Below are 15,165 nucleotides of genomic sequence, written 5' to 3'. Positions count from 1 at the left end.
CTTGAAAACCTTATAGTCAGGAGATACGTATGGAACAAAAACAAAATAGCTTGAAGCCATTTATTTCCCTTATTTTATCGACAAAAATACCAAAGGTGGCCCTGACCATCGGGCTTGTCGGGAGTATTATCACCACACTTGTCGGCTTGACGATTCCTTTGCTGACGCGTGAACTGGTGGATGGATTTTCTGTAGAATCCCTCAGCGTCTGGCTGATTGTGTTAATAGGGGCCGTTTTTATCATTCAGGCGTTAACCGACGGGGTATCAACGTATTTACTTGGATACGTCGGCCAGAAAGTTGTAGCGGGCATGCGTGAAATGATGTGGACGAAGCTCATTCGACTGCCTGTCAGTTATTTTGATAAAAAAGCGAGCGGGGAATCTGTCAGCCGGGTTGTAAATGATACCGGTATCGTAAAGGATTTGATTTCACAGCACTTCCCTCAATTTATTACAGGGATTATCACGATCATCGGCGCAGTCATTATTTTATTGGTAATGGATTGGAGAATGACACTGTTAATGTTAATTTCTGTGCCTGTCACAGTTGGCATCATGCTGCCGCTTGGAAAGAAAATGAATAAAATTTCAAAGGGACTTCAGGATGAAACAGCCGTCTTTACCGGAAGTATTCAACAAACATTAAGTGAAATCCGTTTAATGAAAGCATCTAATGCAGAAGTGGCAGAAAGTTCAAAAGGAGCAGCGGGGATTCACACCCTATTTTCCTATGGACTAAAAGAAATGCGGATTTTTGCTATGATTGGCCCGTTAATTTACCTTGTCGTCATGGTCGTCATCGTGCTGATTATAGGCTATGGCGGAGTCCGCGTGGCAGAAGGCTCTATGACAACCGGTTCACTCGTGGCCTTTTTACTTTATTTATTCCAAATTGTTTTCCCTATCACGTCCTTTGCCATGTTTTTCACACAGCTTCAAAAGGCTAAAGGCGCAACTGAACGAATTATCGAGATTATTGAACTTCCTTTAGAAAAGGGACGTACAGGGTTGGATATTGATATTACCAATCAGCCGGTTCGTGTCGAGCATATCTCATTTGCTTATGAAGAGAATGAACCGATTTTAAGAGATGTTTCCTTTGAAGCGCAGCCTGGAGAAATGGTTGCCTTCGCCGGACCAAGCGGCGGCGGGAAAACGACGATGTTTGGCTTAATCGAACGGTTTTATGAGCCGACAAGCGGCAGGATTTTGATTGGGGAGACTCCCATTGAAGATCTTTCGATGGATTCCTGGAGAAGCCAGATCGGCTATGTTTCGCAAGACAGTCCAATGATGGCCGGAACGCTCCGCGAAAACCTTTCCTACGGGCTTGAGGAAAACGGGGAAATTTCCGATGACCGTTTATGGGAAGTAGCTGAAATGGCGTATGCCGCTCCTTTTATAAGAGAATTTCCAAAGGGACTAGATACTGAGGTGGGAGAACGCGGCGTGAAGCTTTCCGGAGGCCAGAGACAGCGGATTGCCATTGCCCGTGCATTTTTACGGGATCCTAAAATTCTTATGATGGACGAAGCAACTGCAAGTCTTGACAGCCAGTCAGAAGGTATTGTTCAGCAGGCTCTCGCACGTCTTATGGAAGGCAGAACCACGTTTGTCATTGCTCATCGACTTTCCACCATCGTAGACTCGGACAAAATTATTTTCATCGAAAAAGGTGAAATCACTGGAATCGGTACGCATGCGGAGTTAGTAGCGAATCATGACTTATATCGTGAGTTTGCTGAACAGCAGCTTACCTAAATAATGCTAAATAAGTAAAAAGGATGTCCCCACGAAAGCGTATCGTGCGGACATCCTTTTTTGTGCATAGTTTTTTCTTTTTCTGTTGTTGCCGTAAAGAAACTTGATAGGTTTATGCCCACTATACGCGAAGCAGATCTCGAATATCTTCCTCTGTTAACGACACGGGCTCATTTTTATTTTGATCAATCAGCTCTTCAATTAAGTGCCGCTTTTTTTCCTGTAGTTCATTCATTTTTTCCTCAATGGTCCCCCGCGCAATCAGCTTGATGACTTGGACGGCCTTTTTCTGTCCCATCCGGTGAGCCCGGTCAGCGGCCTGTTCTTCGACTGCCGGGTTCCACCATGTATCGTACAAAATGACGGTATCAGCGCCTGTTAAATTCAGCCCTGTCCCCCCTGCTTTTAGTGAAACCAAAATCAGATCCCGCTCTCCCTGATTAAATTGCTGGCAAATATCCACCCTTTCCTCCGAAGGCGTTTTGCCATCCAAGTAATAAAAAGAACGGCCCTGAATGGTTAATTCCTTGCCAATCAAGCCGAGCATTTTCGTAAATTGTGAAAACACCAGCACCCTTCTGCCGGCTATTCTCGATTCCTCTAAAATCTGCAGAAGCTGTTCGAACTTCGCAGACTTTCCTGTATATCCATCAACAAAAAGCGTTGGATGGCAGCAAATCTGACGCAGTCTTGTTAGACCTGCAAGAATTTTGATGCGGTTTTTCCTTAATGTATCCTTATCCAAATGCTTTAAAGTATCGTGACGCAGCTTTGCAAGATAAGCGGCGTACAGTTTTTTCTGTTCCGGCAGCAGCTCCATCGATTCAAGCAGCTCTAATTTTTCCGGCAGCTCCTCTAGCACATCCTCTTTCATACGTCGCAAGAGGAAAGGCCGGACTCTCCTGGCAATCGTTTTACGGGAAAGATGGCTGTATTCTTTTAATCCTTGAAATAACTCCGGAAAAACGACATGAAAAATAGACCATAGTTCTTCAATTGAATTCTCAACAGGGGTTCCAGTAAGGGCGAAACGGTGATCTGCTTCCACTTTTTTAACCGCACGCGCCGTTTGGGTAACAGGATTTTTAAAGGCCTGTGCTTCATCAAAGAAAACGGTATGAAACCTTTTTTCTTCAAACCATTTTACGTCTTTCCGCAGCAATGGATATGAGGTGATTAGCACATCGACACGGTCGGATTCCCGTTGTATTTCTTTTCGCTCAGCAGCACTTCCATCAAGCACAACCGCCTCAAGCTCCGGTGCAAACTGCATACATTCTTTCAGCCAGTTGTAGGTAACAGACGATGGACATACAATGAGCGCCTGCTGATTATTTTTACGCATTACGGGCAGCTCAGATACTATAAAAGCAATACTTTGAAGCGTTTTGCCAAGACCCATATCATCTGCCAAAATTCCGCCGAATCCATAACCTGCAAGCAGTTTCAACCAGTTGTAGCCATGCTTCTGATACTCTCTCAGCACGTGCTTCAAAGAATCCGGAAGCTCAAAGGTTAATTGCTCCGGATGCTCCATTTGAGTAAGAAACTGCTTGAATGACTCCTCAAGCTTTACAAAATCGTCAGCCTGCACACTGTCGAGCAGACGCAATCCCTTTATGAGGGGCATTTCAAATTCCTGTTCAAGTTCTTGCGCTTGTATAGGTGCCGCGTTTAAAAAGCGTCTGATCTCGTCTATCTCCTTTGTTTCCAATGAAAAAAGAGATCCATTGCGCAAGCGGTAGTATTTTCTTTTTTCTTCAAGAGCAGAAAGAAGGGCGCGGATTTCTCTTTCCGGAAAACCTTCCATTTCAAATTTAAACTCAAGCCAATTTGTCCGCTCTTTTTTAATTCTTACGCTGATTTTTGGCGGTGCATGTTCTCTGAAAATCCGGTTTCTGATCGCTGTCGTCGCGTACAGCTGAACAAGACCCTGCATTTTCGGGACTACATGGTGTAAAAAATGATATTCAAGCGCTTCATTGTGAAGATAATACCCGCTGTCTGTTTCCGTCATTTCACTTTCTTTCATCAGCTGCAGAATTTCTTCTTCTTTTTCTTTATCCCTGGCAAGAAGTGAGCCAGTCCAGCGCTTCTGATCTTCGAGCGGGTTAATCGTCACTTCACCATAGCAAAATTCAATCCCTGCCAGCAGCCGGTCTTTCACACGGTCCAAATAAAGCTTTGCGGCCAACGGCTTTTTCTCAAAAGCCCCTGACGGCAACCCGTGCAGCACAACGTCACCCAGCTTTTTTAAGCCCGGGACTACCTTTTCAAGAAATAGGTCGACTTGTTCCGGCGGCACAGGAATCCTGCTGGTTTTTGAAGCGTCGAGCATAGCTTTTAAATCGTTCAGTCGTTTGCTGTCTTCTTCTTTCAGCTCAATCCATTTCCCATCCGCTATTACAGCAAAATAGGCGGGCATGAGGACAATGTCGTGCATCCCATTAATCGTAAGCTGATAAACTTCCTCCTCTGATTTTGTTAAGACAAATTGCAAAGGAAGTTTTTCATCTGAGAGGTGCAGGCCGTTGAAGGTCTTTTGGCGATAGTTCAGGCTTACATTGGGAGATTTGTTCAAGCAGGATTTGAGGGGGTCCCACACAGATGGCGGAATTAGCAGTAAATGAGGTTCGTTTGCTCCGCCCTCCTGAAAGGAATCCTTATACATCGCATCATTCTTAAATGCCTCGATGAGTTGTAAAATAACTCCGTCTGTGACCAGATCAAAGCAGTGCTCAGCTGGATCATATACTGTTGTTTTGGAAATCTGTAATTTCATTCCTTCTTTTACATGATGAAGAAACAACCGGATGTCTTTTACGGCAGTTCCTTCGATTTTCATTTCAATGGCAATCAAATTCTCCCCTTTTTTCACTGCCACCGGAGACAGGATAAAGTGAGAGTCAATTTCCTTGCGTGTTTCAAAATGGCGCTGATGTCCGCTTCCTCGTTGAACTTCCCCGTTAAAAAGTGTCATAAATCCTTCTGTCAGTTCATTTGGTTCAAATGATTCACCTGAGTGCGTAGCGGAGTGCGCCTGGACTTGCTTTTGCTGCTCTTCAAGCATCCAAATTAAAACAGCTGCAATGTGCTGACAGTCTTTATCATAGGAAGCAAGCGTTGGACAGCTGCAAGATGCCTCGTAGCCATTTCCATTTTGATTAATGGTTACGTAAAACTTCTCTTTCGCTGTGACGATAGCCTCGCATGTTGTGTCACTGTATCCCTTTATATGTACTTTATTTGAGCGGTAAAAAGCCTCCCCCCGACTGAAGGAAACGGTCCCGCAATTTTCCTTGATGATTTTCTTACTCAGCCGTATATTCAAAAGGCCGCACTCCTTTCTAAAGGGACGTGATTGTATGCTTTATCATAACATGGTTGCCTCGAGCAGAGATGATTCTATTTTAGTCGATTAAAGCGAAGGATGTCTTAAACCTTAAAAAACCACCGTCATCCCGTAAAAAGGGAGACTGGTGGTAGTTGAAATAAGACAAAACTGTAGTTTACTTTTTCATTTACAGGAACATATCGGATCTATCTAAGAAAGTCTGCCAAGTTTCCTATCAAACTGGGCCTGCCGTAATCTTAGTAAGCCCTTTGAGAATAAGTCATCTCATAACTATATGTATAAATCTCGAAAATATTTCCAAATGGATCTTCTACATACACCATCTTATAAGGCTTATCATTTGGATAGTATTCACGGATTGGCATACGCTTCTTTCCTCCGTGGGCAAGAATTTTTTCCACCAATCCTTCAATATCGGGATCCTGGACACAGAAATGAAAGATGTATTCCATTTCTGACAAAGGTTTTACGTTAAAGACTGTACTTGAAGCGATGCATGAGTGGGGCACCGGACAAAGCGGATGAGCGGAAACAGAGTGGTGAGGGTCTAAATCGATAAAGCTGACAAATTTCTGCTTTTTTTTGTAAATAAACAGGCTGAAACACAGCTGTCTCAGCCTCTTCTTGAATCCTTTAAGCACCCATTAAAAACTATCTTTTTTTATGCAATAACTTTTTTAAGCAAGGTAATAGACAATACCAATGACTGCTGCAAAAGTTCCTGCAAAAACAGCAATAAATTGAATGAACCCTTTTCTCGAAAGTGACCCATTGTTTGTATTTCGTTTAGTTACCGCATAAAGCAATAGAAAGCCTATAAGAGCCAGCACAGGAAACACCCACTCCATCTTCTCACCTCCTGTTAATAGCGTTTTGAAAGAATCACCCATGACACGAAAACCGTTGAGATGGCAAGTGCAGACAGCACATTTAAGATGAGAAGTGCATCCCAGGAAATCAGATTCAATTGAAGAAGAAGGAGAAAAAGAAAGAGGTAGCCGAGAATGGCAAAATAGGAATAATACACGCCCTGTTTGCGGATTTCCTTCATCCTTTCATCTTTTTGTTTGAATTGAGGATACAAGTAGCTCATGCAAAAAGAAACGACTGAAAGCGAGAGCTGCATATAAGCTGCGGGTATAGGAGGAGATTCTGCCATGACTCCAGCAAAAATCAATAATCCTCCCAGTAATGCCAGTAAAATTCCACAAATAAAAAACGTACGGGGATAATAATCAGTCATCAGTCAAGGTCCTCCTCTTCATATATAAATATATCTTCGATGGTGGTTTGAAAGATTCTTGCAATTTGTAACGCAAGGGGAAGTGACGGAGAATAACGGTTTTTTTCAATCGAAATGATGGTTTGCCGAGACACCTTCAAAAGCTCAGCCAACTTATCCTGTGATAATGATTTGCCTTTTCGATACTCCGCCAATCTATTTTTCAACTGCATCCCACCTCCTTGTAAACTGATCATAAAGTAAAGCTTCCTTTACGTCAAGGAAGCTTTACTTTTTCACTTAGTATCTGACTGAAAAAAAGCCCCTGCAGCAGCAGAAGCTATAATTTATTCATCTGAAAATACCCTGTTAAACTCATTTCCCGTCCCGTTCGATCCCACTTATGGTAAAGAGAAAACAGCTTTTGTTCATCTCCCCCCATTTTTTCAACAAGGGAGTAAACTGTCAAATAACTTCTCCAATAATCAAACATGATGCCAGAGAGAGATTGCTGATAGCTACCAGCACCGAAATCGTCCAGTGATCGATCATCGTACTGTTCGCTGAATGCTTTAGCCAATCTTCCTTCGATCTCTGTGATTTTCTCAAAACTCTTTTTAGAAAGACCATATTTCCGGGGAAGATAAAAACACATGCCTTCTTCAAACCAAATACTGTCTGTCCGTTCATCATCAAACTCATCCACAAACAAGTCAATATAATGTGTCAGCTCGTGAGCAAGTATTTCAAACAACTCATCTTCTCCAAACTGTTCATAATAGGCCCGCACCTCTGGCAGTTCCTTATCCTCTAGCTGGCGCACCATCAAGTCCTGCCAGGCATTAAGGTCCGGTGAGATGTATATAAAGTCCTCACGTGCATAAGCAGGAATGGGAAGGGATGAAAAAAGCTTCGTGGCTAATTCGCTGCTTGTCCAAATAACTCCTTTGGGACAGGAAGTTAACTTGAAATTTTTCTCCAGGAACTTTTTATATGTATCTAGGCGTTTCATCATCCGCGATATGACTGGTTCAAAAAAAACTGCCTCTTCTGCGCTTTCAAATGCCAAAATCTTTTTCACAACGATTTTCTCTTTTCTTCTATTTGCTTTAGATGGTGTTGATCATGCATTTTTTGGCCATCCTTCCTTTTTTGAAGTAATCAACCCTTTTTAATCTAGTAATCGGCTCTTTTATCCTATCAATCGTTCTTTAAAACAGCTTAAATGTTTCAATGAATAGCGCTTTTCTCAAATAACATGGTATTAAACTTCAGGAATTGTTCGGTATTGAGTTATACTAGAGTAGTAAGTTATCAGACAAGAACGGTAATTATATCGATCTTACACTGGATAGGAGATCACACATGAGTGCATATGGAAACATTCCTAAAAATATTACTTCTCTTAATGCTTTGGACAGTATTGGGGAAACGATCATCATTGCTGATAATCAATATACGGTTATGTGGATGAACTCACATGCTAAAAACCTTCTTTCTTCAGTGGCTCCTTTATTCGGTTTAAAAGAAAGCCAGGACCTGATCGGACTAAGCATGAACCATTTTCATCAGCGTCCTGGTTATCAGCAAAAAATTATGGATCAGCTGACGGGCCCTCACCGCTCCCGCATCACGATCCGGGATCAATTTGTCGCTGACATTGTCATCACACCGATTGTGCAGGAAGAAAATTCTATTGAAGGCTATATCGTGATGCTGATGGATGTCACCACGAAGGCTGAAGAAGAAAAAGAAAAAGAAAAACTGATCCAGGCGCTCTCTACGCCTATATTAAAAGTGTGGAAGAATGCCATTGCCATCCCCCTAATTGGTGAATTTGATCTGGAGCGTTTTGACCTCCTCATCACAAACGTTTTGGAGCGTTGCGTAAAAGACAGGGTTGACTATGTATTGTTAAGCTTAAATGACGTTTATGTTGGGGAAGATGGCGTAACACATTATTTTCAAAAATTGATTGATTGCATTAGCTTAATCGGCTCCAAATGCATCATTGTCGGCATACCTGCTTCTCTTGCTGCGACCATGACCAGTCTGGAACGTGACGTCCTCATTTTTTCTACTACCTATGACGGGCTTCAATACATCATCGAACATGAATAGCGTGATATGCGTTCAAAAGACAGCTTTCTTTTGAACGCTTATCATTCTTATGTCACCTTGTTGTAAAGGGCTTTTGTATAGACGAGCTCCAGTCCGCATTGGATCATATTTCTATGACTCGCGCTTGAAAATGCTGCTTCACCTGTGATGTAGGCTGCTCCTGCCTGCTTTGCTATTTCTGCTCTTTTTTTAATCAGCGCCCGCTGAATTCCCTTTCCTCTAAATGCTGGCAAGACAGCTGATGATGCCAGAACGGCGACGTTGTTCTCAACATAAACAGCCGCTATACCTGCTATGGCGCCTTTGTCTACAGCCTTTACAAAACTCCACCCTTCAGCATCCCTTAAACATTCGTTATTTTGTCTGACTCCTTCTTTAATGCTGTCTGGCAGCCCGAAGCTTTTTACATAGACGTCTGCAAAATCCTCAAACTCCTTTTCACCGAGGGGCCTGATTTCAATGGAAGTTGTTAATGCTGATTCTGCCACTTTTATCGTACGGCCCATAAATGAGCTATGAAACCCTGTTTGATAAAAATCATTTTTATGAAGTGAATGAAACAGTTTTTTGTTTGCCTCATAGGGCGTTACTTCTATTTGAAAACGGGTGTTGCCATACCATGCCTCTATATCCTTTATCGCAGCCCTTTTCTCACCGTTCAGATGTCGCACTTTGTTAAAAGCAGGTCCAGGTATCCCTTTTACCTTAAAACAGTTGGCCTCCTCAATCAGACCGGATTCAGCCTCCAGCGGATTCTCGTCAAATCGCTGAAAGACTTGAATTCTTGAACGCAATGCTTGATCTTCTCCTTGTTGCACGATTTGCTGCACGTCTGGTTTCCTCCTCGTTTACGCACTCTTCTCTCATTTTCTATTAATTTTCACATTCATTCGCCGCTATTGCTACCCTGTTTTTTCTTTTTTACAACTATCCCCCTAAAACCATCACGTTGTACTGTATACTTTTTGATAATATGTGGTATGTTTAGTTTATTGTATATTTGGAGGTGCTGTCCCTTGGGGAGGATTTACTTCGTATAGGAGAGGTTGCTAAACTAAGCGGTCTATCCACCCGTACGATTGATTACTACACTCGTTACGGTTTTTTATCATCGGAGCGTTCGGAATCAAATTACCGGATGTATGAAAAAAATGTACTTCAAACACTTGAAAGAGTAAAATTTTTAAAAAAACAAAGAATGTCTCTGGATGAAATTGCTCAACAGCTAAAGCAGGTACAGCCTCAAAAGCAAGAACCTCTTTTTCTTGAAGTGCAGGAAGAAATCGAGCGCCTTCAAAAAAAAGTTACTCAGCTCGAAGAAGCACTAAAAGACGCTCCTTCATCTGAAAAACGCATCGTTTACAATGATTTATCAAATAAACTGACAGTCGTCATGCAGCTTTTAACTTTATTATAAACTTTCGGAGGTGAATCCCTCACACAGAGGGAACTCATTGGACAGTCTATTACTTTTAAATTTAGTACTCGTAGCCGTGCTGATCGCCGCTACTGCTTTTTTCGTCGGTTCAGAATTCGCGGTCGTAAAGGTTCGAATGTCACGCATTGACCAGTTAATTTCTGAGGGAAATAAACGTGCTGTGACGGCGAAAAAATTAATTACAGATCTGGATTACTACCTTTCTGCCTGCCAACTAGGAATAACGGTAACCGCCTTAGGATTAGGCTGGCTCGGTGAACCTACAGTTGAGAAGATTTTACACCCTGTGTTTGAGAACTTTAATATCCCAAATACGGCTGCGGCAATTATCTCGTTCGCACTGGCCTTTTCGATCGTGACCTTTTTACATGTCGTCATCGGCGAACTCGCCCCTAAAACACTTGCCATTCAATTTGCCGAAAAAATGACGTTGCTTCTCGCTTCTCCTTTATATTGGTTCGGTAAAATTATGTATCCGTTTATCTGGACATTAAATGGCTCGGCACGGATTCTCCTTCGAAGCTTTGGCGTTCAGCCTGCAGGGCATGAACAAGCTCATTCGGAAGAAGAATTGAAAATCATTATGGCTCAAAGCTTTCAAAGCGGCGAAATCAACGAAACAGAATTGTCTTATATGGAAAACATCTTTACCTTTGATGAGCGTGTGGCAAAGGATATCATGGTTCCCCGTACACAGATGACTACGCTGACATTAAATATGAACCATAAAGAGCTGCTGTCTGTTTTAAATAATCATCATTTCACCCGTTATCCGGTTACTGAAAACGGCGATAAGGATCACATCTTAGGATTTATTAATGTAAAGGAAATGCTCACCCATTATGCTGCCGGCAGGGAGCAATCCATCGAGGACAGTCTTCATGAGCTGGTTTTGATTAATGAAATCACTCCGTTGCAGGATGCTTTGTTAAAAATGCAGACCGAGCGCGTCCATGTTGCGCTTGTCATTGATGAATACGGAGGAACTGCAGGACTTCTTACAATGGAAGATATCCTGGAGGAAATTGTGGGTGAAATTCAAGATGAATTTGACACAGATGAAATTCCTGAAATTCAAAAAGTTGATTCATCGACTTACTATATTAATGGACGTGTGCTTCTGCAGGACCTTGAAGAACAGTTCGGTCTTACCTTTACTGACAGTGAAGATGTTGATACGATCGGCGGATGGTTTCAACACCAGCATAACGAACCAGTGGAAAAGGACTCCATTGAAGGTAAAAAAGCCAGATGGACTGTAACCAACATGGAGAACCACCAGATCCTGCAGCTTAAACTTGAACTATTTAATAAAACATCGTAGTAAGCGCTATTGGGGGCTGCAAAAGTCAGCTCCTTTCAGCTGACGTCTGCAGATGAAATCAATGAGGCCTTTAACAGAATCAAATGAAAAGTAATCGAACCCGGAGGTGAATCCCTCTTTTGTGAGGGAGAATATTGGATCCCATAATCGTTTTGAATTTATCTTTACTTGTTTTATTAATTGCACTGACCGCTTTTTTTGTTGGTTCAGAGTTTGCTGTTGTGAAGGTAAGAGCGTCACGGCTTGATCAGTTAGTATCAGAGGGCAATAAAAAAGCGGTTATCGCAAAAAAGCTGTCCAGTAATTTAGATTATTATTTGTCTGCCTGTCAGCTTGGAATAACAGTGACAGCACTTGGTCTCGGCTGGCTTGGAAAGCCGACTGTTGAGCGAATTCTATATCCGGTGTTTGATAGCTTCGATGTCCCGGCTTCTGTAGCTGCTACAGCTTCCTTTATTATCGCTTTTTCTTTTGTTACTTTTTTGCATGTGGTGGTAGGAGAACTCGCTCCTAAGACACTTGCTATTCAGTATGCTGAAAGAATGACGCTTTTGCTTGCCCGCCCGCTATACTGGTTTGGTCAAATTATGAAACCTTTAATTTGGACTTTAAACGGCTCGGCACGCTTATTGCTTCGTGCTTTTGGCGTAGGGCCTGCAGGACATGATCAGGCTCACTCCGAAGAAGAGTTAAAAATTATTGTCACTGAGAGCTATAAAGGCGGCGAGATTAATCAAACTGAGCTTTCCTACCTGAACAATATCTTTGCATTTGATGATCGGGCAGTTAAGGATATCATGGTTCCCAGAACCCAGATGATAGCCATAGACCAGTCCCTTAATCAGCAGGAGATTTTACCGATTTTTGATGAACATCAATACACCCGTTACCCCGTTACAGAAAACGGTGACAAGGATCATGTAATTGGTTTTATTAACGTGAAAGAAATGCTCACAAACTTTGCAAATGGTGTGGCAATAAACGTTGGAGACATCACACATGATCTGCTGTTGGTTCATGAGACGGCAACGATTAAAGAAGTACTCCTTCAAATGCAGTCACAGCGGCTTCATATTGCATTAGTTATTGATGAATATGGCGGTACAGCCGGACTTGTCACGATGGAAGACATCTTAGAAGAAATTGTCGGTGAAATCCGAGATGAATTTGATGGGGACGAACTTTTAGATATCCAGCAAATTGATGATATGACCTATCATATTAACGGTCGTGTGCTTCTTGAAGAATTGGAAGAGCGGTTTGGCATGCATTTTGATGAAAGTGACGAGATTGATACAATTGGCGGATGGATCCAGCGGCACAACGAAGAAAATGCATCAGACTTTTCCATTCAAAAGGGAATATACCGCTTATCTGTTGCAGAAATGGAGAACTACCAGACACTGCTGGTTTCTCTGGAAATTTTAAAACAATCAAAGCAAGAAACAGACCCTGAATAAAAACGAAGCGAAGAGGACATTCCTCTTCGCTTTTTTTATCTGTTATGGCGAGAAAACCCGCACTTCATGGAGCATCCCCGCCTTCATCATTGTTAATGGCAGGAACGTCTCCATAATACTCCGGCACATCGCCTTTAAGGAATAAATCACCTAGCTTGATCAGATTTTTCACTTCCATTGTTTTGCTCATAGAAGGAATAATGACTTTCATTTCCACATCCACTTCCAGAAAAATCTCCAAATACGTATTATTAATCCCGCTTTCTTTCAGCGTTGTTTCGATCGTTGTCGTCACATTGCCAATGGTTTCAAATTGTATGGGAATCTTTGGACCAAGTGTTGATAAAAGCAGATTATCTGTTGTCATTCCGAGGGGCATATAATAGATAATATCATCTTCAAGCTTTATGTTTTTTGCTTCTGCTTCTTTTGCTTTGTAGCCATTATTTAAAAACTCCTGGACTCTGTTTGACGCCTCATTATCCAGCCGATTATACAAAACCGGGTTAAAGCTATAAGCTGTTCCTTCACCTGTTTCTTGAAAAATGACTAAATCTTTTATATCCAACTCGTTCGTCATTTCCTCCGACACCGCTTCATTAATTGCCTGAATGGCTATATCGTGTGTCTTTGTTTCTGCTATATTCATAATACTCGGTTCGATTCGTTTATCGATCAGCCAGACACTGCACAAAGTTGAGATAATAAAAAGGACAAATGAAATCATGAAGCTTGCTCGCAAAGACAGCGTACCTTTCTTCCGAAACTTCATCATGCTTCACATCAGCTTTCCTCGTTTACCCTACTATATGCCTCCAAATTTAAACGGGTGCCTAGCAGCATGCGTCATTCTCCCCTTTTAAAGAGTGTCAGAATATGCACAAGCCTGACATACTGAAGAACTTCTATTCTCTCTCATAGATCGCACCATCTGCCGGGTCGAGCGTCACAGGATGAATCGTAATGGACCCGCTTATCAGATTATCATCACCAAACTCTGCCTCGGGGCTGAGCACGATTGTCAGTGATGGATTTTGTTCCATGCCTTTAAGCGTCACCGCATAAATTCCATGCTGCTCTGCATCCTCAGCACGATAATAAAAAAGTTCACCATCGCGCGCATAGACAAATTGACTGCCTTCAGCCAGCAAGAAATTTTCAGGCTGATCAACGTCAACCCATTTCCCCATCAAACCGACAACCGCATTCTGATAACTGACATAAGAAGATGGCCTGAAGTTGACCACTTCCTGCTCGAGGGAGTCCTTTTCTTCTGATGCTTGATACGTAATGACAGCTGTATCTCCATGATGCCACTCTACTTTATATGTATCTCTCTCAATCGTCTTATAATCTGAGCTCCCCGTCAAAATCCCTGTTTGTTTTCCAAAGATCCATGCAATTCGTTTCAGGCTGATTGTTTCCTGTTTCATTTCGCTATATTCCTTTAAAATCACCTCATGACGCCGATCCTCCGACTGTTCAACCACTAGATGAACATCCCCTTTGAAAAGAAAGAAGGTGGTCGTACTCACAATCAGAATGACAGCTGCCATTCGAACGGCCCATCTGACGTAAAGGTTTTGTATGTAAAGGAAAAGAATCATGATCACAATCACGTAGTTGACCGCATAAGCCATCCAGTCATATAAGAGAGAATACCCGCGTGGTTCAGCGATTCCTATACTCAATAGTTGAAATAAAAATAGGAGAAAAATTCCTGCTGAAAGAAACCATTTTATTTTCCGGTTCCGTATCATTCAGACACCTCCCTTACCTCAAAATGCCTGAGAATTTCTGTATATAGCGCATCCCTGTTTTCAATAGGATCCCATGTTACCCCGTTATTTACACTTCTGAACGCCAGGATGGACTCACCTGTTTCCGGCACAGCAGTAATATACCCTGTTCCATCCTCTAGAAAATCAATATAAAGTTCCTCGTATCCCTTATTCAGTTCGCCGCTTGCCGTTTTAGGAACACTGCCGACACTCCATACTTCTCCACGATCACGCGTTGTCAGGACGGATAGATTCTCTATTCCCCTGCCTCCATAGACCACGCTTATTCTTTCATTCGACAGATAGATGCTGTGAGATGATATAACGTCCAGGTAATCGCTAATTCTTGAATAACCCGCCGTTTCGTCATCCGGCACCCTCAACCAGGATTCCCCTTCGTTCGTTGTGACATATAGGGAATTTTCATAAACGGTATACTTTTTTTCAGCTTCCACCGGCAGCTCCCGCTCTTCTGTCGACGGGGCAGGGTGAGAAATCATTCTTCTTGGTTCTTGACGCACGATGTCTTCTTCCAATACTGTTTCTTCTCTGTAAGGATCCCGAGGAATATAGGATGCTTCCTTGGTTTGTAAATAATCCAAACTTAGCTTAAAGGTGGCATAAGCAACAACGATGACTAACAAAATGATCCCTGTGACAACTGTCCGTTTTCCTTTCACGCTCTCAGCTCCTGATAAAAG

General features: G+C 42.3%; 15 protein-coding genes. 5 read left to right on the top strand and 10 right to left on the bottom strand.

Translation table 11 applies throughout. From position 1 onward, the window contains the following. The first annotated feature begins 29 nt into the window (after positions 1–29). A complete protein-coding gene (locus KR50_RS03710) occupies positions 30–1,763 on the top strand; it encodes an ABC transporter ATP-binding protein (protein WP_041055078.1) in 1,734 nt (577 codons plus the stop codon). A gap of 121 nt (positions 1,764–1,884) precedes the next feature. Here KR50_RS03710 and KR50_RS03705 read toward each other — a convergent pair whose 3' ends face one another. From KR50_RS03705 to KR50_RS03685, 6 genes are all read right to left on the bottom strand, one after another. Next, positions 1,885–5,094, bottom strand: coding sequence for a DEAD/DEAH box helicase (locus tag KR50_RS03705; protein ID WP_041055075.1), 3,210 nt, complete (start codon positions 5,092–5,094; stop codon positions 1,885–1,887). 260 nt (positions 5,095–5,354) lie between these two features. Further along, positions 5,355–5,759: a VOC family protein gene (locus KR50_RS18685; RefSeq protein ID WP_232304235.1), complete on the bottom strand. Its 405-nt coding sequence runs from the start codon at positions 5,757–5,759 to the stop codon at positions 5,355–5,357. Positions 5,760–5,795: 36 nt separating this feature from the next. After that, positions 5,796–5,966: a hypothetical protein gene (locus KR50_RS18395; RefSeq protein ID WP_156969452.1), complete on the bottom strand. Its 171-nt coding sequence runs from the start codon at positions 5,964–5,966 to the stop codon at positions 5,796–5,798. Between the two features lie 14 nt (positions 5,967–5,980). Next, a complete protein-coding gene (locus KR50_RS03695; protein ID WP_041055073.1) occupies positions 5,981–6,361 on the bottom strand; it encodes a hypothetical protein in 381 nt (126 codons plus the stop codon). Continuing rightward, positions 6,361–6,573 (bottom strand): helix-turn-helix transcriptional regulator, encoded by a 213-nt coding sequence (locus KR50_RS03690; protein ID WP_232304244.1) that lies wholly within the window; start codon positions 6,571–6,573, stop codon positions 6,361–6,363. The genes KR50_RS03695 and KR50_RS03690 overlap by 1 nt, the downstream gene beginning before the upstream one ends. A 107-nt stretch (positions 6,574–6,680) precedes the next feature. Next, positions 6,681–7,421: a hypothetical protein gene (locus tag KR50_RS03685; RefSeq protein WP_052476740.1), complete on the bottom strand. Its 741-nt coding sequence runs from the start codon at positions 7,419–7,421 to the stop codon at positions 6,681–6,683. A gap of 284 nt (positions 7,422–7,705) precedes the next feature. On the opposite strand from KR50_RS03685, the gene KR50_RS03680 reads away from it, so the two are divergent. Continuing rightward, complete coding sequence (locus KR50_RS03680) at positions 7,706–8,461, top strand: RsbR, positive regulator of sigma-B (RefSeq protein WP_041055067.1); 756 nt, start codon at positions 7,706–7,708, stop codon at positions 8,459–8,461. Positions 8,462–8,508: 47 nt separating this feature from the next. On the opposite strand, the gene KR50_RS03675 is transcribed toward KR50_RS03680, so the two are convergent. Next, entirely contained in the window at positions 8,509–9,291 is a 783-nt protein-coding gene (locus KR50_RS03675) for a GNAT family N-acetyltransferase (protein ID WP_041055065.1), read from the bottom strand. Positions 9,292–9,467: 176 nt separating this feature from the next. Here KR50_RS03675 and KR50_RS03670 point away from each other — a divergent pair, with 176 nt between their 5' ends. The 3 genes from KR50_RS03670 to KR50_RS03660 all read left to right on the top strand — a co-directional run bounded on the left by KR50_RS03670 (position 9,468) and on the right by KR50_RS03660 (position 12,683). Further along, positions 9,468–9,878, top strand: coding sequence for a MerR family transcriptional regulator (locus KR50_RS03670; protein ID WP_232304243.1), 411 nt, complete (start codon positions 9,468–9,470; stop codon positions 9,876–9,878). Positions 9,879–9,915: 37 nt separating this feature from the next. Continuing rightward, a complete protein-coding gene (locus tag KR50_RS03665) occupies positions 9,916–11,223 on the top strand; it encodes a hemolysin family protein (protein ID WP_041055062.1) in 1,308 nt (435 codons plus the stop codon). A gap of 134 nt (positions 11,224–11,357) precedes the next feature. Continuing rightward, the gene (locus KR50_RS03660; protein WP_041055059.1) at positions 11,358–12,683 is read left to right on the top strand and encodes a hemolysin family protein; all 1,326 of its coding nucleotides are present in this window, start codon (positions 11,358–11,360) and stop codon (positions 12,681–12,683) included. Between the two features lie 64 nt (positions 12,684–12,747). Here the strand turns inward: KR50_RS03660 and yunB are convergent, their stop codons facing one another. The 3 genes from yunB to KR50_RS03645 all read right to left on the bottom strand — a co-directional run bounded on the left by yunB (position 12,748) and on the right by KR50_RS03645 (position 15,144). Continuing rightward, positions 12,748–13,455: a sporulation protein YunB gene (gene yunB, locus KR50_RS03655; RefSeq protein ID WP_269746055.1), complete on the bottom strand. Its 708-nt coding sequence runs from the start codon at positions 13,453–13,455 to the stop codon at positions 12,748–12,750. 133 nt (positions 13,456–13,588) lie between these two features. Then, positions 13,589–14,443: a hypothetical protein gene (locus KR50_RS03650; protein ID WP_041055052.1), complete on the bottom strand. Its 855-nt coding sequence runs from the start codon at positions 14,441–14,443 to the stop codon at positions 13,589–13,591. Then, positions 14,440–15,144: a beta propeller repeat protein gene (locus KR50_RS03645; RefSeq protein WP_041055048.1), complete on the bottom strand. Its 705-nt coding sequence runs from the start codon at positions 15,142–15,144 to the stop codon at positions 14,440–14,442. Before KR50_RS03645 ends, KR50_RS03650 begins: the two co-directional genes overlap by 4 nt. Positions 15,145–15,165 lie beyond the last annotated feature (21 nt).

It is taken from the genome of Jeotgalibacillus campisalis (assembly GCF_000829515.1).
GTDB lineage: Bacteria > Bacillota > Bacilli > Bacillales > Jeotgalibacillaceae > Jeotgalibacillus > Jeotgalibacillus campisalis.
Note: the sequence above shows the minus strand (reverse complement) of the source record. Positions and strands in the feature narration are given on the sequence as shown.

Coding starts and splice junctions, on each gene's coding strand:
- KR50_RS03710 (WP_041055078.1), top strand. CDS start 30: ATGGAACAAAAACAAAATAGCTTGAAGCCATTTATTTCCCTTATTTTA.
- KR50_RS18395 (WP_156969452.1), bottom strand. CDS start 5,966: ATGGAGTGGGTGTTTCCTGTGCTGGCTCTTATAGGCTTTCTATTGCTT.
- KR50_RS03695 (WP_041055073.1), bottom strand. CDS start 6,361: ATGACTGATTATTATCCCCGTACGTTTTTTATTTGTGGAATTTTACTG.
- KR50_RS03690 (WP_232304244.1), bottom strand. CDS start 6,573: ATGCAGTTGAAAAATAGATTGGCGGAGTATCGAAAAGGCAAATCATTA.
- KR50_RS03680 (WP_041055067.1), top strand. CDS start 7,706: ATGAGTGCATATGGAAACATTCCTAAAAATATTACTTCTCTTAATGCT.
- yunB (WP_269746055.1), bottom strand. CDS start 13,455: ATGAAGTTTCGGAAGAAAGGTACGCTGTCTTTGCGAGCAAGCTTCATG.
- KR50_RS03650 (WP_041055052.1), bottom strand. CDS start 14,443: ATGATACGGAACCGGAAAATAAAATGGTTTCTTTCAGCAGGAATTTTT.